Source organism: Mycolicibacterium sp. Y3 (assembly GCF_051188035.1).
Taxonomy (GTDB): Bacteria; Actinomycetota; Actinomycetes; order Mycobacteriales; family Mycobacteriaceae; genus Mycobacterium; species Mycobacterium fluoranthenivorans.
Genome location: NZ_JAVQLT010000001.1, coordinates 4,717,646 through 4,737,043 on the forward strand (window position 1 = coordinate 4,717,646; position 19,398 = coordinate 4,737,043).

At 66.6% G+C, this 19,398-nt stretch carries 17 protein-coding genes; 7 read left to right on the plus strand and 10 right to left on the minus strand.

Going from position 1 to position 19,398, the window contains the following annotated elements; all coding sequences use genetic code 11:
* Positions 1-35 precede the first annotated feature (35 nt).
* Positions 36-470: a VOC family protein gene (locus QN239_RS23045; protein WP_499013935.1), complete on the plus strand. Its 435-nt coding sequence runs from the start codon at positions 36-38 to the stop codon at positions 468-470.
* Position 471: 1 nt separating this feature from the next.
* Here QN239_RS23045 and QN239_RS23050 read toward each other — a convergent pair whose 3' ends face one another.
* From QN239_RS23050 to fabG, 7 genes are read right to left on the minus strand one after another with little or no spacing between them, the layout of a single operon-like run.
* Positions 472-1,353, minus strand: a complete 882-nt coding sequence (locus tag QN239_RS23050) for an alpha/beta hydrolase (RefSeq protein WP_499016939.1) — start codon at positions 1,351-1,353, stop codon at positions 472-474.
* 11 nt (positions 1,354-1,364) lie between these two features.
* Positions 1,365-1,988 carry a TetR/AcrR family transcriptional regulator gene (locus QN239_RS23055; protein WP_499013937.1) on the minus strand — a complete coding sequence of 208 codons (624 nt, stop codon included), beginning with the start codon at positions 1,986-1,988 and terminating at the stop codon, positions 1,365-1,367.
* Entirely contained in the window at positions 1,985-3,310 is a 1,326-nt protein-coding gene (locus QN239_RS23060) for a flavin-containing monooxygenase (RefSeq protein ID WP_499013940.1), read from the minus strand. The genes QN239_RS23055 and QN239_RS23060 overlap by 4 nt, the downstream gene beginning before the upstream one ends.
* A 51-nt stretch (positions 3,311-3,361) precedes the next feature.
* On the minus strand, positions 3,362-4,075 hold the full coding sequence (locus QN239_RS23065) for a GntR family transcriptional regulator (RefSeq protein WP_499013943.1): 714 nt from the start codon (positions 4,073-4,075) through the stop codon (positions 3,362-3,364).
* The gene (locus QN239_RS23070; RefSeq protein ID WP_499013946.1) at positions 4,059-5,252 is read right to left on the minus strand and encodes an acyl-CoA dehydrogenase family protein; all 1,194 of its coding nucleotides are present in this window, start codon (positions 5,250-5,252) and stop codon (positions 4,059-4,061) included. The genes QN239_RS23065 and QN239_RS23070 overlap by 17 nt, the downstream gene beginning before the upstream one ends.
* Positions 5,249-6,478: an acetyl-CoA C-acetyltransferase gene (locus QN239_RS23075; RefSeq protein ID WP_499013948.1), complete on the minus strand. Its 1,230-nt coding sequence runs from the start codon at positions 6,476-6,478 to the stop codon at positions 5,249-5,251. Before QN239_RS23075 ends, QN239_RS23070 begins: the two co-directional genes overlap by 4 nt.
* Positions 6,479-7,219 carry a 3-oxoacyl-ACP reductase FabG gene (gene fabG, locus QN239_RS23080; protein WP_499013951.1) on the minus strand — a complete coding sequence of 247 codons (741 nt, stop codon included), beginning with the start codon at positions 7,217-7,219 and terminating at the stop codon, positions 6,479-6,481.
* Positions 7,220-7,321: 102 nt separating this feature from the next.
* Here fabG and QN239_RS23085 point away from each other — a divergent pair, with 102 nt between their 5' ends.
* On the plus strand, positions 7,322-8,512 hold the full coding sequence (locus QN239_RS23085; RefSeq protein WP_499013952.1) for an acyl-CoA dehydrogenase family protein: 1,191 nt from the start codon (positions 7,322-7,324) through the stop codon (positions 8,510-8,512).
* On the opposite strand, the gene QN239_RS23090 is transcribed toward QN239_RS23085, so the two are convergent.
* Positions 8,505-8,960, minus strand: a complete 456-nt coding sequence (locus QN239_RS23090; protein ID WP_167157995.1) for a MaoC family dehydratase — start codon at positions 8,958-8,960, stop codon at positions 8,505-8,507. The two genes, QN239_RS23085 and QN239_RS23090, sit on opposite strands and share 8 nt — an antisense overlap.
* A 400-nt stretch (positions 8,961-9,360) precedes the next feature.
* Between QN239_RS23090 and QN239_RS23095 the strand changes: the two genes are divergently transcribed.
* The 3 genes from QN239_RS23095 to QN239_RS23105 are packed head-to-tail and all read left to right on the plus strand — an operon-like array spanning position 9,361 to position 14,095.
* Complete coding sequence (locus tag QN239_RS23095) at positions 9,361-10,104, plus strand: hypothetical protein (protein WP_499013956.1); 744 nt, start codon at positions 9,361-9,363, stop codon at positions 10,102-10,104.
* Complete coding sequence (locus tag QN239_RS23100; RefSeq protein ID WP_499013958.1) at positions 10,101-12,224, plus strand: Rv1355c family protein; 2,124 nt, start codon at positions 10,101-10,103, stop codon at positions 12,222-12,224. Before QN239_RS23095 ends, QN239_RS23100 begins: the two co-directional genes overlap by 4 nt.
* Positions 12,221-14,095, plus strand: a complete 1,875-nt coding sequence (locus tag QN239_RS23105) for a putative bifunctional diguanylate cyclase/phosphodiesterase (RefSeq protein ID WP_308204825.1) — start codon at positions 12,221-12,223, stop codon at positions 14,093-14,095. The genes QN239_RS23100 and QN239_RS23105 overlap by 4 nt, the downstream gene beginning before the upstream one ends.
* Positions 14,096-14,121: 26 nt before the next feature.
* On the opposite strand, the gene QN239_RS23110 is transcribed toward QN239_RS23105, so the two are convergent.
* Complete coding sequence (locus QN239_RS23110) at positions 14,122-14,868, minus strand: FAD-binding protein (RefSeq protein ID WP_499013960.1); 747 nt, start codon at positions 14,866-14,868, stop codon at positions 14,122-14,124.
* 396 nt (positions 14,869-15,264) lie between these two features.
* Here QN239_RS23110 and QN239_RS23115 point away from each other — a divergent pair, with 396 nt between their 5' ends.
* Both QN239_RS23115 and QN239_RS23120 read left to right on the plus strand, forming a co-directional pair.
* Positions 15,265-16,497 (plus strand): acyl-CoA dehydrogenase family protein, encoded by a 1,233-nt coding sequence (locus QN239_RS23115; RefSeq protein ID WP_499013963.1) that lies wholly within the window; start codon positions 15,265-15,267, stop codon positions 16,495-16,497.
* Complete coding sequence (locus QN239_RS23120) at positions 16,498-17,664, plus strand: acyl-CoA dehydrogenase family protein (protein WP_499013964.1); 1,167 nt, start codon at positions 16,498-16,500, stop codon at positions 17,662-17,664. It abuts the gene before it with no gap.
* Here QN239_RS23120 and QN239_RS23125 read toward each other — a convergent pair whose 3' ends face one another.
* Positions 17,665-19,257 carry an FAD-dependent oxidoreductase gene (locus QN239_RS23125; protein WP_499013965.1) on the minus strand — a complete coding sequence of 531 codons (1,593 nt, stop codon included), beginning with the start codon at positions 19,255-19,257 and terminating at the stop codon, positions 17,665-17,667.
* Between the last annotated feature and the right edge of the window lie 141 nt (positions 19,258-19,398).

Here is a 19,398-nt window from a genome sequence, read left to right on the forward strand (position 1 = left end):
GTACGACCTCCCCGCCTGCGCGCTACCGTCGTGTCATGGATCAGCAGCTCAGTTTCGTCACCATTGCCGCCGCCGACCTGGACGCCACCCGTCGCTTCTACGGCGCACTCGGCTGGCTTCCGCTGCTGGACGTGGCGGGCGAGATCGTCTTCTATCAGACCGCGCCCGGCCAGGTGCTCGGATTCTTCCTCGCCGAGAAGTTCAACGCCGACCTCGGCCTCGCACCCGATGACGCGGCCGCTCACGTCTCAGGAATCACGTTGGCGCACAACGTGGCCAGCCGTGCGGATGTAGCACATGTGGTCGAGGTGATGGCAAGCGCCGGCGGCACCGTACTGAAACCCCCGCAACCCGGACAGTTCGGGGGCGTCTTCCACGCGCACGTCCGTGACCCCAACGGAGCGATCTGGGAGATCGCCCACAATCCGGGCTGGCGTGTCGAGGCGGACGGCACGGTCCGCCTCGGCTGATTCACACGGTGCGGGCCAGAAACGCCAGTTGGTCACCCACCGCGTGGTCGAACCAGTCATTGCCCGGCCACACGTCGAAATGGTCGCACGGATAGTGATGCACCTGGGCGCGGGCCTGCTCCGCGGTCTTGGCCGCCGCCGATGCCGGGGCGAACCGGTCGAAGTCGCCGATCTGCACCAGCACCGGGACTCCCAGCCTACGGGCCGCGGCCTTGGTGCTCATCCGGCTCAGTTCCAGTCCGACCGAGGCGTCGATCTCGTTGCGCCACGTCGGCCCGGCCATCGCCAGGTAGCTCTCGTAGGCTCCGGCCAGGGTCAGGGCCCCGGCCTGGCCGGGCCTCCCGACGATCGGCATGAACGTCGCTGCCGCGCCTCGGGTCACCGCGACCTTGTTGCGTAGTCCGGCCGCGGTCCAGCGCACCACGGGCAGCAGGTCCTTCGGCCCGGCGATCGCGGTTCGCCCGGCGGCCAGGCCGTCGGTCATCGGCGTCAGCGCGATCACCGCGGCGATATCCTCGCGCTCGGCTGCCACCCGCAGCACATGGCAGCCCGACATCGACACTCCCCACAGCACGATGCGGTCCACGTTCGGCAGCGCGACGGCCGCGTCCACGGCGCGGTGGTAGTCGCGCACCTGCCGCTCCAGTGAGATCGTCTGTCGTGGATCGCCCCCGGAGGCACCGAACCCCCGGTAGTCGAAGGCCAGCGCGTCGATACCGGCCGCGGCGAACCGTTGCGCGAACGGCTGCAGACCCGAATCCTTGGTGCCCCCGAAACCGTGGGCCATCACCACGGCCGGCCGCGGCGCGGAACCTTCTGCCGGGAAATGCCAAGCGCTACAGGACGTTCCCTCAGAGTCAAAGGTCAGCTCGCGGAAGGACATCTCCTGGACGGTCACCGGCCCACTCCGTACACCGTGGACAGCCACACCGCGGCAGCCGCATCCGTCAGCTCCTCGCGCGACAACGGACCACCCAGGATGAACCGTTCGATGATCCGGTCGTTGAACTCCAGCAGCACCAACGCGAGCACCCGCGGGTCCGGCTCGGCCTCCAGGGGCGAGCGAAGCGACGGGGAATGGCGCTGTGCGGCGATCAGCTCGGCGACCGACGGGCCGAACGATTCCCGCGCCGAATCCCATATCTCGCGCACCGCCGCGCTGGAACCCCGGGCCTCCAGCATGGCGGCGAACACGTGACGGTACCGGTCGCAGGTATCGAACAACCCGTCCAGCATGGTGCGCACCCGGTCCCTGGGGTTCGCCTCACCCGCGACGAATTCGGTGTTGACCATGTCGACTTCGTCGATGATCCGCTCCATCAACGCCGCGACGGCTGCCGCCTTGTTCTCGAAGTAGAAGTAGAACGCCGACCGGGACACCCCGGCCTGTTTGGCGATCTCGGCGATGTTGACGGCCTCCAGGCTCGATGCCCGCAACCATTCGTCCAGCGCGTCGAGGATGGCCTCACGGCGCATATCGCTGCGCACGACGGGCCTGCGGTCGGTCGGTGATCTCATACTGTCGCAGCTCGTTTCATCCCCGCGGGCAGCTCCCGCGTACGCAGATCATGTTCATAGACGAAGTAGTCCACCTGTTGGGTGTGCCGGGGGCGATCGGTGCAGTGCCCCGCGTGCAGCCGCTGATCGGCATCGATGACCCGTTCCATCTCGTCCGTCGGCGGGAGGGTGTAGCGCCCCACCGCGTAGGCGGCCAGGAGCCGAGCCTGGCATTCGACGAAGGGGAACAGGGTCGGCACCGCCTGGGCGAATCCCATGAAGACCACATCGTCGAATCCCGGCTTGAACATGCGTTTGTAGAGCCGGATCTGGTTGCCGGGGGCGCTGATCATCTCCGGGTCGAAGAACGGAAAGGTGATGTTGTAACCGGTCGCATAGACGATGACGTCGAACTCGTCGAAGGTTCCGTCCTCGAAATGCACGGTGGCGCCGTCCAGTCGCGACACATTCGGCTTGGGGGTCACGTCTCCGGAGCTCAGCCGTAGGGGCAGTTCCACCGATTGGGTGGGATGCGCCTCGAACAGCTTGTGATTGGGTGCGGGCAGCCCGTACTTCGTGGGGTCGGCACCCACCAGCGGGACCAGCAGCTGCGCCATCTTGCGCTGCCAGGACAGCGGCAGGTGCGGTGAGGTCTTGAAGATCTTGTCACCCGGTACGCCGGCAAGGAACTTCGGCACGATCCAGGCACTCGAACGAGTCGACAGGGTGACCTTGTTCTGCAGTGTCTTCGACGAGAGTTCGACGGTGATGTCGGCGGCGCTGTTGCCGATACCGACGACCAGGATCCGCTTGCCGGTCAGCGCCAGCGGCGTCTGCGGGTCGATGTAGTGGTGCGAGTGAATCGTCTCGCCGTCGAACGTGCCGGGGAATTCCGCCCACCGCGCGTCCCAGTGATGACCGTTGCCCACCACCAGCAGATCGAATTCCCGGCTGTTCCCGGCCTGGTCCTCGACCAGCCAGCCGCCACCCAGGCGCCGGCGGGCCGACACCACCGCATTGTTGAATTCGATGTGCTCCAACAACCCGAATGCATCGGCATAGGAATCCAGGTAGGCCTTGATCTGCGAATGATGCGGGAAGGCCGGATAGTCCCGCGGCATCGGAAAGTCTTTGAAGGACAACCGATGTTTGGACGTGTCGATGTGCAGGGAGCGGTAGGCGCTGGACAGACCGTTCGGATTGCCGAACGCCCAGTTGCCGCCGATGCGATCGGAGATCTCGAACGTGGTGTACGGGACGCCGTAGTCCTTGAGCATCTTGCCGGCCGTCAACCCGCTGATGCCCGCACCGATCACCGCGGTGCGTGGCTGCGCTCGCTGCATGGCGGGGACCCTACCAGCCAACTGACACACGTCAATGATTTCTGACACACGTCAATCGGGTGCGATGACGCCCCGCTCCGTCAGATGCTCGGTCAGCGGCTGCACGCCGATGGTGAAGTGCTCGGCCATCGCCGCCCGGACCCGTTCACCGTCCCGGAGTCGCAGCGCGGCGATCACGTTGCGGTGGTCCTTGATCGACTGGGCCGGCCAGCCCTCCAGGGTCGGGAACACCGACTCCGGTGCATAGCGGGTGACCCCGGACATCACCTGGGTGAGCTTCGGCGAATCGGCGACGACGTTGATCAGCCGGTGGAACTCATGGTTGAGCCGCACCGTACGGTCCAGATCGTTGTGTTCGTAGGCCTTTTCCAGCTCGTCCTGGATGCCGGTGAGCTCGGCCAGCTGTTCATCGGTGATGTTCGCGGCCGCCCGCGCACCGAGCTCACCACCGACGTAGGCCTGCACGTTGGCCACATCGGCGATATCGCGGGCGGTGACCTCCAGCACCATGAACCCGCGCCGCGGGTGCTGCACCAGCAGCCCCTCGGCGCGCAGGTTCAGCAGCGCCTCGCGCACCGGCGTGACGCTGATCCCGAGGTCGTCGGCCAATTGATCCAGGCGCAGGTAGATCCCGGCCGGATAGGTGCCGTGGAAGATACGGCGCCGCACCACCCGGGCCACATCGTCGGAGAGTTGCGGGCGGACCGCGAAGTCCGGCTCTCCCCGTCGCTTCGCACGCCCGCCGGAATCAGATGCGGTACTCATCGAGCAGATTCTTGCTGATGATGGTCTTCTGGATCTCGCTGGTGCCCTCGCCGATCAGCAGGAAAGGAGCATCCCGCATGAGCCGTTCGATCTCGTACTCCTTGGAGTAGCCGTAACCGCCGTGGATCCGGAAGCTCTGCTGAGTCACCTCCGAACAGAATTCGCTGGCAAGGTATTTCGCCATCCCGGCCGCCACATCGTTGCGTTCACCGGAGTCCTTGAGTCGCGCGGCGTTGACCATCATCAGGTGCGCGGCCTCGACCTTGGTGGCCATCTCGGCCAGCTGGAAGGCAATCGCCTGATGCTCGGCGATCGGCTTGCCGAAGGTGGCTCGCTGCTGGGCGTAACGCGCCGCCAGCTCGAAGGCCCGGATACCCACACCGCAGGCCCGCGCCGACACGTTCACCCGACCCACCTCGATACCGTCCATCATCTGGAAGAAACCCTGCCCGGGCGCCGCACCGAGCACGTCCTCGTCGGAGGCGACATAACCGTCGAAGATGAGCTCGGTGGTGTCGATGCCCTTGTAACCCATCTTGTCGATCTTGCCGGGGATGGTCAGGCCCGGCTTCACCTCGCCGAACCCGGCGGGCTTCTCGATCAGGAAGGCCGTCAGGTTGCGGTGCGGTTTGGCCGCTCCCTCATCGGTTTTCACCAGCGCGGCCACCAGTGTCGAGCTGCCCCCGTTGGTCAGCCACATCTTCTGGCCACTGAGGGTGTAACCACCACCCGGATTGCGCACGCCCTTGGTGCGGATCGCCGCGACATCGGACCCGAGTTCGGGCTCGGACATGGAGAAGGCACCGCGCACCTCGCCGGTGGCCATCCGCGGCAGATAGCGCTGCTTCTGCTCGTCGGTACCGTGCTGGCGCAGCATGTAGGCCACGATGAAGTGGGTGTTGATCACCCCGGAGACACTCATCCAGCCGCGGGCCAGTTCCTCCACGCACAGCGCGTAGGTCAGCAGTGACTCCCCCAGCCCGCCGTACTCCTCCGGAATCATCAGTCCGAACAATCCCATCTCGCGCATACCATCGACGATGGCCTGCGGGTAGGTGTCGGAGTGCTCCAGCTCCTGGGCGTTCGGGATGACCTCCTTGTCCACGAACTGCCTTACCGTGGAGACGATTTCGGCCTGCACCTCGGTCAATCCGAGCGTCTGTGCGAGTTTGGTCATGATGCGATCCGTTCGAATACGGCGGCCAGCCCCTGCCCGCCTCCGATGCACATGGTTTCCAGTCCGTAGCGGGCACCGCGGGCGTCCAGTTCGCGCGCCAGCGTGGCGAGCATGCGCCCGCCGGTGGCGCTCACCGGGTGTCCGAGCGAGATTCCGGATCCGCGCACGTTGGTGCGCTCCAGGTCTGTCTCGGTGAACTTCCATTCCCGCAGCACCGCCAGTGCCTGTGCGGCGAAGGCCTCGTTGAGCTCGATGATGTCGATCTGCGAGAGACTCAGCCCCGCGTTGCGCAGCGCCACCTCGGTGGCCGGTACCGGCCCGATACCCATCACCTTGGGCGCGACCCCGGCCAGGCCCCAGGAGACCAGCCGGACAAGGGGTTTGAGGCCGAGTTCGGCGGCCCGCTCGGTGGTCGTCACGATGCACATCGACGCGGCGTCGTTCTGCCCGCTGGAATTACCCGCGGTGACCGTGGCATCCGGGTCGGTCTTGCCGAGAACGGGACGCAGCTTGCTCAGCGTCTCCACCGAGGTGTCGGCACGCGGATGCTCATCGGTGTCGATGACCTGCTCGCCGGACCTGGAGCTCACGGTGACCGGAATGATCTCCTCGGCGAGTACCCCGCTGGCCTGGGCGGCCACCGCCTTCTGGTGCGAGCGCACCGCCAGCTCGTCCTGTTCCAGACGCGAGATGCCGTACTCGCGGCGCAGGTTCTCGGCGGTTTCGAGCATCCCTCCGGGCACCGGGTAGTTCTTGCCGCCGGCGGTGACCCGCCCCCGGGCCAGGCCGTCGTGCACGGTGATGCCGCCGCGCGATCCGCCCCACCGCATATCGGTGGAGTGGAACACCACGTTGCTCATCGACTCGGCGCCGCCGGCGATGACGAGTTCGTGTGCGCCGCTACCGACCTGCAGACACGCCTGGATGACGGCCTGCAGGCCCGATCCGCACCGACGGTCGAGTTGCATGCCGGGCACCGTGATCGGCAGACCGGCGTCCAATGCGACCACCCGGCCGATGGCCGGTGCTTCGCTGGACGGATAGCAGTGGCCGAGAATGACGTCCTCTACGGCGTCGGCGGGCACCCCGGTGCGCTGCAGCAGGCCCTGTAATGCCGCCACGCCGAGGTCCACGGCCGTCAGCGACGAGAACATCCCGCCGTAGCGGCCGATCGGGGTGCGCACCGGTTCACAGATGACCACCGTGTCATTGACAGAGTGCGCCATCTAGATGTGCCGCCCGCCGGTCACTTCGAGCACACAGCCGGTCATGTAGGAGGACATGTCCGAGGCCAGGAAGGCCGCGACCGATGCCACCTCGCTCGGCTCCGCCGCGCGCGCCATCGGAATCTCTGCCAGTTTCTGATCCCAGATGCGTTGCGGCATGGCCTCGGTCATCGCCGAGCGGATCAGTCCGGGCTGGATCGCGTTGATCCGGACGCCCAGATGCGCGACCTCCTTGGCCGCGGCCTTGGTGAGGCCGACGATGCCGGCCTTGGCCGCCGAGTAGTTGGTCTGACCGATCAGGCCGACTTTGCCCGAGATCGACGAGATGTTGACGATGGCGCCGCTCTTGGCCTCACGCATGATGTTCGCGGCCAGCCGGGTGCCGTTCCAACAACCCTTCAGATGGACGTCGATGACCTGATCGAACTGTTCCTCGGTCATCTTGCGCATGGTGGCGTCCCGCGTGATTCCGGCGTTGTTCACCATGATGTCCAGGCCGCCGAAGGTGTCGACGGCGGATGCGACGAGCGCCTGCACCTCGGCGGCCGAGGTGACGTCGGCACGCACCGCATGTGCGACAGCGGTGCCGCCGAGCCGGGCCACCGCCGCCTCGGTCGCTTCGAGATCGAGGTCACCGAGGACCACGCGGGCCCCCTCGGCGATGAATCGTTCCGCGATTGCGTATCCGATCCCCTGGGCACCACCGGTGATCACCGCGGTGCGTCCGTCTAGCAGGGCCATCGCGCCTGCTCCTTCCTCTGCAGCTGTTGGACACAACATAAAATATGATATTTCTTGCATCAAGTCTGAGTTCCCCCGGGTAGCAGTCAAGGAGATCGACCCATGTCATCAGCCGTCACCAGCGAGGTCAGCGACAAGGATTTCGCGGATATCCATACCGCCACCCGGCAGTTCATCCGCACTCAGGTGGTACCCCGCGAGCTGGAGATCATGGCCGCCGACAAGGTGCCCGACGATATCCGCCAACAGGCCAGGGACCTCGGTCTGTTCGGCTACGCCATCCCCCAGGAATGGGGCGGCCTGGGGCTGAACCTGGCCCAGGATGTCGAGTTGGCCATGGAGTTCGGCTACACCAGCCTGGCGCTGCGGTCGATGTTCGGCACCAACAACGGCATCGCCGGACAGGTGCTCGTCGGCTTCGGCACCGACGAGCAGAAGACCCGCTGGCTGGAGGACATCGCTTCCGGTGCGGTGGTGGCCTCCTTCGCCTTGACCGAGCCCGGAGCCGGGTCCAACCCGGCGGGCCTGCGCACCAAGGCGGTCAAGAATGGTTCGCAGTGGGTGATCAACGGCCAGAAGCGATTCATCACCAATGCTCCGACGGCTGACCTGTTCGTGGTGTTCGCCCGCACCCGTCCGGCCGACGCCGACGGTGCCGGAATCGCGGTATTCCTGGTCCCCGCCGACACCCCGGGCGTGGTGATCGGGGCCAAGGACGCCAAGATGGGCCAGGAGGGCGCCTGGACTGCCGACGTCAGCTTCGACGATGTCCGTGTCGGTGCGGCCAGCCTCGTCGGCGGCAGCGAGGACATCGGCTACCGCGCCGCCATGACGTCACTGGCCCGCGGCCGCGTCCATATCGCCGCACTGGCGGTCGGCACCGCTCAGCGCGCACTCGACGAATCGGTGTCGTACGCCGCCACCGCCACTCAGGGCGGCACGCCGATCGGCAATTTCCAACTGGTACAGGCGATGATCGCCGACCAGCAGACCGGCGTGATGGCCGGCCGCGCCCTGGTCCGCGACGCCGCTCGGCTGTGGGTATCCGGCGAGGACCGGCGGATCGCACCGTCGGCCGCCAAGTTGTACTGCACCGAGATGGCCGGACAGGTCGCCGACTCGGCTGTCCAGATCCACGGTGGCAGTGGATATATGCGCGAGGTGGCAGTGGAGCGCATCTACCGCGAGGTGCGGTTGTTGCGCCTGTACGAGGGCACCAGCGAGATCCAGCGGCTCATCATCGGTGGCGCCCTCGTCAAAGCCGCTGCTCGTCAGCGCGCCTCGCTCAGCTGATGTAGCGGACGATCGACTCGACCACCGCGGCAGGCTTGTCCGACCCCTCGATCTCGATGGTGACGGTGACCGTCGCCTGCGCGGTGCCCTGGGCGGGTACGGCGACATCGGTGAGCACGCCACGGGCGCGGATCTTCGCACCCACCTTCACGGGACTGATGAAGCGCACCTTGTTGTAGCCGTAGTTGACCGCCAGCTTGACACCCTCGACGCCATAGAGCTGATGGGAGAAGTGCGGCAACAGCGACAGCGTCAGCAGGCCATGAGCGATGGCCCCGCCGAACGGCCCGGCAGCAGCCCGCTCCGGATCGACGTGAATCCACTGGTGGTCCTCGGTGGCGTCGGCGAACAGATTCACCCGGTCTTGGGTAATCTCCAGCCATTCGGTGGGCCCGAGTTCAGTGCCCACACCGGCCACCAACTCGGCAAGATCCTTGAAGACTTTCACCATTTCTCCTCTCGAGTAACGCTTCATACATAGCCTCTTGGGAGGACGGCCCGACGACCGGGTCCGAAGCGCGAACTCGTCGCCTTCGGCCGAATACGGCAATCTGGGCCCCGAGACGGCCAGTCGGCCGCGATCACGCAGGCAATTATTGACACAATGCGAAATTTTTGCCGTATCCTATGGTTCGTCCCCATTAATTGACGCAAAACATAATAAATGACCATGGCCGGGTCATTGCTGTTCAGTCAGGGTTTTCGTTACAGCAAATGGTTGGCATTTACGGTCAAAAGATTCCCCTGGAATAACCCCAGGATATGGCGATACTTAATCGACCTATTTGAAATGGCATGAAAATGCACACATCGCAGCTGCGATGCCGGCTACTCGATCGGGGTTCACGATGACCACTTCCTTGGCCGCGGTGACTACCGCACCGGGCGCAATCGAAACCGCGCAATGGTGGGACGTCGGTACCGACTGCACCCTCGTGATGAGCACGCCCGGAGCCGAGCCCGAACTGTGGGACGACTTCATCGACGGCGCGCTGTACAGCTACCGGGAGCACGGCGCCGAACGCGCGATCGACGAAGATGTCCTGCGTGACCCCGCCATGACGTCGCTCTTCCTCACCGCACTCGACTCCACCGGGACGGTCGTGGGTGGGGTGCGCGCCCAGGGCCCCTACGGTGCGGTCGAAGAGTCGCACGCCGTCGTGGAGTGGGACGGCCAGCCCGGGCTGACGGCCGTCCGCAAAATGATCGGCGACCGCCTACCGTTCGGCGTCGTGGAGATCAAGACGGCCTGGACCGCCAAGCACGACCGAGGACGAAATCTGACCGCCGCGCTCGCACGGATGCCGCTGCACGCCACCGCGATCCTGGGAGCCAAATTCGCCATGGCGACGGCCGCGGCGCATGTACTGGACCGCTGGCGGTCCTCCGGCGGTATCGTCGTGTCTCGCATACCCGCCACCCCCTATCCCGATGCCAGGTACCAGACGAAGATGATGTGGTGGGATCGCGCCGAATTCGCCCGCTCAGCCGAACCGCAGCAGATTTCGACGATCTTGGCCGAGTCGCGAATTCTGTTGCCGCTCATGGCCGGGCTGGATGCCGACGACACCGCAGCCGGGAGCGACGCGTGACGGAAACGGGCAACGCGATCATTCTGTCCGATGACGAGGCCGGCCACGCCGAGCTGCTCTGGCAACTGCGCGCCCGGCCGGATATCGAGTTCATCGACAATCTGGCCGGACAACGCGCCGCTCTGCTCAAGCTCACGCCCGAACCGACCGAGCACATCCTCGCCGAGTCCCCGCACTGGATCTACTTCCCGTGGCGGCGATCGGTGTTGGCGATGCTCGGTCCGCGGGCGTTCCGCCGGCTCCGGCTGGACCGCAATCGCAATCTCATCACCCTCGACGAGCAGAACCGGCTCGGGGAGCTGCGCATCGGCGTCGTCGGACTCAGCGTCGGTCATGTGATCGCACACACTCTTGCCGCTCAGGGCATCTGCGGCGAATTGCGACTCACCGATTTCGACGATCTGGAGCTCAGCAATCTCAATCGGGTGCCCGCCACGGTGTTCGACGAAGGCCACAACAAGGCGATCGTCGCCGCGCGCCGGATCGCCGAATTGGATCCGTACCTGCCCGTGCGCGCCGAAACCTCGGGGCTCACCCCCGAGACGATCGACGCCTTCCTCGACGGCCTCGACATCGTCGTCGAGGTCTGTGACTCCCTGGACACCAAGGTGCTGCTGCGCGAGGCCGCGCGGGCCCGCCACATCCCGGTGCTGATGGCCACCAGCGATCGCGGTCTCGTCGACGTCGAGCGATTCGATCTGGATCCGGCCCGACCGATTCTGCACGGGCTGCTCGGAGACGTTCAGACCGCGGGGCTGGCGGGTCTCACCAGCGCGGACAAGGTGCCCCATGTGCTCGGCATCCTCGATGCCGGCCAATTGTCCGCGCGGATGGCGGCGTCGCTGTGCGAGGTGGGCGAGACCCTGTCGACCTGGCCGCAACTGGCCGGTGAGGTGACGCTCGGCGCGTCACTCATCACCGAAGCGGTGCGACGGATCGGCCTGGGTGAAACTCTGCCGTCGGGCCGGGTGCGCATCGATATCGGGGCGGAAATGGCGCATTCCACCGATCCGTATAGCGCCCAGCAGGATCACGCCGACGAGGTGATCCCCGACCTCGACCAGGGCGAGTTCGCCTCCGTGCCGGCAGTCATGGCAGCGGCCGCCACACGCGCCCCGTCCGGCGGCAACGCACAACCCTGGCAGATCGAGACGGGGCGGGACTCGCTGACGGTGCGCATCGATCCGGCCCGCACCACCATGATGGACGTCGAATTCCGCGGCAGCGCGGTCGCCCTCGGCGCCGCGGTGTTCAACGCCAGGGTGGCCGCCGCGTCGCGCGGCCACGGCACCGAGGTGACCGTTACCGGCGGCGGCGATCGCTCACCGCTGGAAGCGGTCGTGTCTCTGTCCGGCGCAGCCGACCCCGAGCTGGCGGCGCTGTACGCACCGATGCTCGACCGCGCCACCAACAGACATCGGGGCTCCGGCACCGAGATCTCGCCGCACGTTGCAGAACTGTTGCGGGCCAAGGCTTCCCACTTCGGCGTCCGCCTGCACCTGCTCACCGCCAGAAGCGAAATCGAAGCGGGCGCATCGGTTCTGGCCGCCGCGGACCGCCTCCGCTATCTCACCCCGACATTGCACTCGGAGATGTTCTCCGAGCTCTGGTGGCCGGGGGATCCCGCTCCGGAGTATGGGATCGACGTGCGCGGCCTGGAGTTACCGGCGTCGGATTTGGCGGTCCTGGACGTGCTGCGCCGCGCGGACGTGATGGCACAGCTGGCCCGCTGGGACGCCGGTGGTGTGCTCGGCACTGACACCCGCGACCGCGTCGTCGCCGGTTCGGCCCTGGCGGTGGTGTCGTTTGCCGGAGGCACGCTGGCCGACTACGCCCGGGCGGGCGAGGCCGTCGAGGCGGTCTGGATCACCGCCCAACTGCACGGACTGGCGGTGCAACCCGTTTCCCCCGCCTTCCTCTACGCCCACGATGACAACGAACTGGCATCCTTGACCCCCACCTTCACCGGTGAACTGCGTTCCCTGCAATACACTTTCCGCAAGCTGATCGGCGCCGAACCGCAGGAGGCACAGGCATTGGTGTTGCGATTCACCGAAGCCCCGCCTCCCTCGGTGCGGAGCCGCCGTCAGAGTCCACCCCGCCAGACCGTGTCGCCGTGACGGCGACGCCCGGACAAGAGGTAGAGGTGTCGCCCCCCAGTCTGGAGCTACTCGTCACAGCGGTCGCCACCCGACTGATCGCCGTCGACGCCGCTACCGCCGCTTCGGTCAGCAGGCAGGTCCTGGCCGAACTGGTCAAGTACTTCGACGTCGACTTCAGCTTCCTGCGACACAACGACCACACGATTCATGCGACCCGCTTGATCGCCGAGTGGCCGCCGAGGCCGGAGAGCGAGGGGCCTGATCCCCTCGCGCTCGTCTACTTCGCCGATGCCGACCCGGTGTTCAAGCTCGCCGAAACCCTCAAAGCGCCCAAGGTATTCGATCCCAACAGCACGCTCGACTACCAGCGGACCATCGAGTCGGGGCGGCATATCCCCACCACGTCGATGGCGTGCGTGCCGTTGCTGTCCGGCGAGGTGACCACGGGCGTCCTCGGCTTCGTCAAGATCGGTGTGCGGCAGTGGAGTGACGAGGAACTCAATGCCCTGATGGCTATCGCCTCGCTGTTCGCGCAGGTGCAGGCCAGGGTCGCCGCCGAGGACCGGCTGCGGTTCCTCGCCGAACACGACGACCTGACCGGGTTGCACAACCGGCGGGCCCTGACCGCGCACCTGGACCAGCGGCTACGAGCCCGACGACCGGGTCCGGTGACGGCGCTGTTCCTGGATCTCGACCGGCTCAAGGCGATCAACGACTACCTCGGCCACATCGCCGGCGACCGCTTCATCCGGGTGCTCGCCGAGCGGCTGGCCGCGGCAGTCGGACCCGCCATGATCGCGCGGCTCGGCGGCGACGAGTTCGTGGTGATCCCGGCGGTGGCGATGTCCACGGTCGAGGCGGAAGAGCTGGCCTACCGGCTGCAAACCGTATTGGGCGAACGCGTACCGATCGACGGTGAAATGCTCACGCGCACCGTGAGCATCGGCGTCGCGCTCGGCATCCCGGGCCGTGACACCACCTCGGATCTGCTCCGACGCGCCGATCAGGCGGTCCTGACCGCGAAAAACTCCGGCGGCAATCAGGTGGCGGTGTTCTCCGACGCGATGGAACTGGAGAACGAGTTCCGCAACGATATCGAACTGCACCTGCAGAACGTGGTGGAGACGGGCGCACTGTTCCTGCGCTACCTACCTGAAATCGATATGCGGACCGGGAAAATTCTCGGCGCCGAGGCGCTGGTGCGATGGCAGCATCCGACGCGTGGTTTGCTCTCCCCCGACTCCTTCATCGGAGTGGCCGAATCCATCAACCTCGCCGGCGAACTCGGCCGCTGGGTGATGCGTACCGCGTGCGCCGACTTCGCCCGATGGCAGGCCAACGGCGTCGGCCAGGACACCGTATTGCGGATCAACGTCTCACCGGTGCAGCTGGTGGCCGACGGGTTCGTCGAATCGGTCGCCGGCATCCTGCACGAGTTCGGACTCGAGCGCAGCTCGGTGTGCCTGGAGATCACCGAGAGCGTCGTCGTCCAGGACATCGATACCGCACGGATCACCCTGGCCGGACTGCGCGATGTCGGGGTGCAGGTGGCCATCGACGATTTCGGGACCGGTTACAGCGTGCTGTCGCTGCTGAAGTCGCTGCCGGTGGACGCGCTGAAGATCGACAAGAGCTTCGTCCAGGACCTCGGCGCCAGCCCGGGTGACCTCGCCATCGTGCGCGCCATCATCGCGCTCGCGGAGGCGTTCGGGCTCGAACTGATCGCCGAGGGGGTGGAGACGGATTCGGCCGCGGTGACGCTGCTGCGCCACGGTTGCCACCGCGCGCAGGGATTCCTGCTCTCGCGCCCGATCTCCAGCGACGCCATGGAGGCGCTGCTGCGCCAGCGCCGGGTCTCGGTCGATTTCTCGACGGGCCTGCGGCCCTAGCCGATCTCTCGACGCCGGCCGCGGCCTCAGTCCGGGGCATCCCCGGTGTGCACCAACTCAAGCCGCACGAATCGGCTTCCTGCCAGCCCGACCAGCGCGATATCGCCGCCGGCGGGGACCGGCGCGGTGGGCATCGGCTCGGTCGGCGTCAACGCCACGCCATGGCGGGCCTGCACCGCGTACTCGCCGTCGGGCGTGTCGAAGACCACGCCGATCACCCGGCCGTCCTCGAACACCAGGCGCTGCAACGTGGCGTCTTCGAGGGTGGAGATCTCCCGCTCGTGCACCGCCTCGGCCAGCCAATCGTCCAGTGCGCGGCCGTCCGCCGCGCCGATCGGGGCAACTCCCACCGAGAGACCCTCGGCTGTGCGCATGGTGGCCGGCCAGTGGTCCACCGTCGTCAGCACCGCGCCGAACGAGGACGCCAGGCAGGCGCCGGCCCAGACGGACAGGCGAGGACCGACGAAGGTCTCCACGACGGCTTTTCGCGTGCGCTGCACGGGCGGGCTGTACAGCGTGCGCACCGGCAGGTCGGGAGCGCCGGCAGCGGCCGGCGCAGTCGCCCCGGCGACCAGTTCTGTCAGGTACTCGTCGGTGAGAGGATCGCTGACGGCGGGCAGCCAGCCGCGCGCAGCGTCACCGGCGTGGACGTCCGTGCGCCGCGGCGGCGCCGCGATCAGGACGTCCAGCCCGGCGTCGGCGGCGGCCGCCGCGTAGGCCAGGCCCCCCGGGCCTGCACCTACCGAAATGATTTCGACCTCGTCGTCCCACATGGCTCGTTAGTGACCTCACCGTTGCTCAATCTTGAACCGCCGCGTACGCAGTGTGGCTGTGAGCAACAGAGGCGATGCGTTCAGGCAGACCCGGAAGTCGGGGCTCCCCACAGTATTGACACTTGTGGAAGGAATCAACCGAAACGCACACAGCCCCGCGCCAGCACACTTTCGCAAAGAGGAGCCGCGGTCCACGCGAGGGATCGAGGGGGTTTGCCAGCATGGACCGCGGCAACCAGAAGAAGATAGCACCCAACCCGTCGGAACAGCTGTGCAGAATCGTGCGCCGACCACGTGTCCGCAACCCTGTCGACCCGATCAAAACCTTCGGTACCGCCGAGGCGAAGGCTCTAGTTATATTACGTAGTTAGATAGCCGAGGGAAGGTTACGGAGATATGGACCTGAGTTGGTCGGAGGCGGATGCCACCTTCCGGGACGAGGTGCGCGAGTTCCTCGCGGCCCGGCTCACACCCGAACTACGGCGGGCCGGCCGCCTGATGACCAGCGTGTACAGCGATCACGAGGCCAGCATGGAGTGGCAGCGGATCCTGCACGAACGTGGCTGGGCCGCTCCCGCCTGGCCCGTTGACCACGGCGGGTGCGACTGGACGCTGACCCAGCACTACATCTTCAGCCGGGAATCCCAGCTCGCCGGTGCGCCGTCGTTGTCCCCGATGGGAATCCGCATGGTGGCCCACGCCATCGTCAAGTTCGGCACCGACGAACAGAAGAACTTCTTCCTGCCGCGCATCCTCACCGGCGAGGTGTTCTTCTGCCAGGGCTATTCCGAACCCGAGGCCGGCTCCGATCTCGCCGCACTGACGATGGCCGCCGTGCACGACGGCGACGACCTGGTCTGCACCGGCAGCAAGATCTGGACCACGCACGCCACCGAGGCCAACTGGATGTTCGCCCTGGTGCGCACCTCACGCACCGGCAAGAAGCAGCAGGGCATCACGTTCGTGCTGATCGACATGACCACCCCGGGGATCGAGATCCGTCCACTGGTGATGACCTCCGGCGAGGAGGTGCAGAGTCAGGTCTTCTTCGATGAGGTCCGGGTTCCGAAAGCAAACGTCATCGGACAGATCGACGACGGCTGGACCGTCGCGAAGTATCTGCTGGAGTTCGAGCGCGGCGGCGGTGCCACCGCACCGGCGCTGCAGGTGATGGCCGAACAGGTGGCCGAGGCAGCGGCCACCCAGCCCGGGCCGGCCGGGGGCTCGCTGATCGACGACCCGTCCTTCTCCCGCAAGCTCGCCGATGCCCGGATCCGCACCGAGGTGCTGGAGATCCTGGAGTACCGGGTTCTGGCGGCGCTGGCCGGTGGCGGACATCCCGGTGCGGCGTCCTCGATGCTCAAGATCATCTCCACCGAACTGAGCCAGGTGCTCACCGAACTCGCCATGGAGGCGGCCGGGCCGCGCGGCCGGGCCTACCAGCCGCACGGAACCTGCCCGGGGGGACCCATCGCCGACTTCCTCGTGCCCGAGGACGGCTACCTCACCGGCGAGCCGTGGCAGGCGGTCGCACCGCTGCGCTACTTCAACGACCGGGCCGGCTCAATCTATGCCGGCAGCAACGAGATTCAGCGCAATATCCTCGCCAAGGCAGAGTTGGGACTGTAAATGGACTTCACACTGACCGATGAACAGGAACTCCTGCGCGACGGCCTCACCAAATTCCTGTCGACCCGTTACCAGCTGGAGTCCAGCCGTGCCGCGGCCAAGATCGGAGCCGGTTGGCAACCCGAGATCTGGCGCGCGTTCGCCGACGAACTCGGCATCCTCGGCGCCGCGCTGCCCGAGGAGGTCGGCGGAATCGGCGGCGGCCCGGTCGAGGTCATGGTGATCGCCGAGGCGCTGGGGCAGGCACTGGTCGTCGAACCGTATGTGGACACCGTGGTGGTGGCGGGCGGGCTGTTGCTGCGGGCCAGGGCGAGCGAAGCGACGGGAAATATATCCGGGGCGAGCGAAGCGACGGGGAATCTGTCCAGGGCGAACGAGCTGCTGGAGCAACTCGTCGCGGGTGAGGCTGTCATCTCGCTGGCCGCCACCGAGGCACAGTCCGGGGAACGTTGGCAGGACGCAGCCACCACGGCCCGCCCCAACGGCGACGGCTGGGTGCTCGACGGCGCAAAGATCATGGTGATGGGTGCACGGCTGGCGACACACCTGCTGGTCACCGCGACGACGACGGCGGGACTGTCACTGTTCCTGGTCGACGTGGCCGACCCGCCGGCCGGTCTCACCGTGCACGGGTACCGCACTGTCGATGACCGCTGGGCGGCCGATATCGAGTTCGACGGGGTTCCGGCGACTCTGCTGGGCGAGGACGGGGCCGCCTGGCCGTCATTGGCCCAGGCCCGTGACGAGGGCGCGGCCGCGGTATGCGCCGAAGCGGTGGGCAATATGCGCAAGGTGCTGGCCGACACCGTCGAATACAGCAAGCAGCGTCAGCAGTTCGGGACCGCGATCGGCAGTTTCCAGGCCCTGCAGCACCGCATGGTCGACATGCACATGGAGCTCGAGCAGTCGGTGGCGGCGGTGTACCTGGCCGTGCTCAATCTGACGGCCGACGCCGACCAGCGGGCCCGGGCGGTATCGGCGGCCAAGGCCACCATCGGTCGCGCCGCCCGGTTCATCGGCCAGAACGCGGTGCAGTTGCACGGCGGGATGGGCATGACCGAAGAACTCGCCATCGGCCACTACTTCAAGCGGCTCACCGCAGTGCAGTACGAGTTCGGCTCCACCGACCACCATCTGGCGCGTTACGCCGAGCTCACGAGGCGCTGATCAGCTGTCGGCCAGCGCCGCGGCATGCAGGTCCTCGATGGCGATGAACTTCACCCGGGGACGTGATGCCGCGGCGCCGCGGTCACGTTCGGCTCCGTCGATCGCCCGCCATCCCGACCAGTCCAGAGGCCGGATCCCGCGTTCCTCCAGCAGCTTTCGCAACGCTGCGGGTTCGGCCACATCGCGCTGCAACGCACCGTCGAGGTGGTCCTGCCAGAGCGCGTCGACGGTTTGCACGGCGCAGGTCCGGTTGGTCCCGATGACGCCCCGCGGACCGCGTTTGATCCAGCCGGTGACATAACTTCCCCGCACACCGGACACCCGGCCGTCCTCGTTGGGCACCACGCCGGCGGCCTCGTCGAACGGGAGCCCGTCGACCGCGAGCCCGCGATAGCCGATGGACCGCAGGATCAATCCGGTCGCCAGTGTCTCGGTGGTTCCGTCACGGGCGACCCGCAACTCCTGCGCCACGCCGCTACCGATGATCTCCTGCGGAGTCGTGTTGAAGCGGAACACGATTCGCTTGTTCCCAGGTGTCTGCGCCCGACCCGCGTATTCGCGGGCGATGTCGACCTTCAGCGCCGCGCCGAATCTCGCTCCGTCGCTTCGCTCACCGTCGGCTGGATCGGAGAGGTCGCCGTCGATGACGATATCGACCCCGTCGAGGTGCCCGAGCGCGAGGAACTCCCCCACCGAGAAGGCGGCGTCGGCGATTCCACGCCGCCCCAGAATCACCACTTCCCGGATCGCGCTGGCACGCAAGGCTTCCAGGGCGTGCTCGGCGATGTCCGTGGCGGCCAACGCGCCCCGGTCCATCAGCAGCATGCGTGCGACGTCCAACGCGACATTGCCGTTGCCGACGATCACGGCCCGTTCGGTGTCGAGATCGAAGGCCCGGCCGGCGTGATCGGGATGACCGTTGTACCAACCCACGAAATCGGCGGCCGGATGGCTGCCGGGAAGGTTCTCACCGGGGATGCCGAGCGCCCGACTGGTCGCGGCGCCGACCGCATAGATGACGGCATGGTGATGCGCCAGCAGATCCTCATGGGTGAGGTCACGGCCGATCTCGACGCCGAGATGACAACCGAAGCGCCGATTGGTGAAGACCCGTTCGAAGATGTTCACCACCGACTTGGTGTGCTGGTGATCGGGAGCCACCCCCGCCCGGATCAGACCGAACGGTGTCGGCAGTCGTTCGAAGAGGTTGACCTCGACACCGTCGATGGCGATCAACTCGGCCGCGGCGTAGCAGGCGGCCGGTCCGGCACCCACGATCGCGACCCGCAGAGCGCCGGTCGGGACGGCGGGCCGGGACGGCCGCAGCGGCGCGGTATCGGGTTGCAGCGGATGCCGCTCGAAGTACGCGGCGTTGATATCCCGGAAGCGCTCCTGCCCGGGCGGGAGGTCGTCTTCGTAGTGGATGGCATCGACCGGGCACTCGTCGAAGCATGCCCCGCAGTCGATACACGAGTCCGGGTCGATGTAGAGCATGTCCGTGTCATCGCCCTCGACGGGACGGATGCAGTCGACCGGGCAGACCGGTATGCAACTGGCGTCCTTGCAGCAGTTCTGCGTGATCACGTAGCTCATGACATCCCCTTCAGCGTCACCCGAACATTACTGGACACTTGTCCGGCAATCCTAGCTGGACGTAACCCATGACACAGCGCAGCGGAGCCGAGAAAGCGGAGACAGTACCCAAATAAGCATGTAAAGACGTATTTTTGGCGA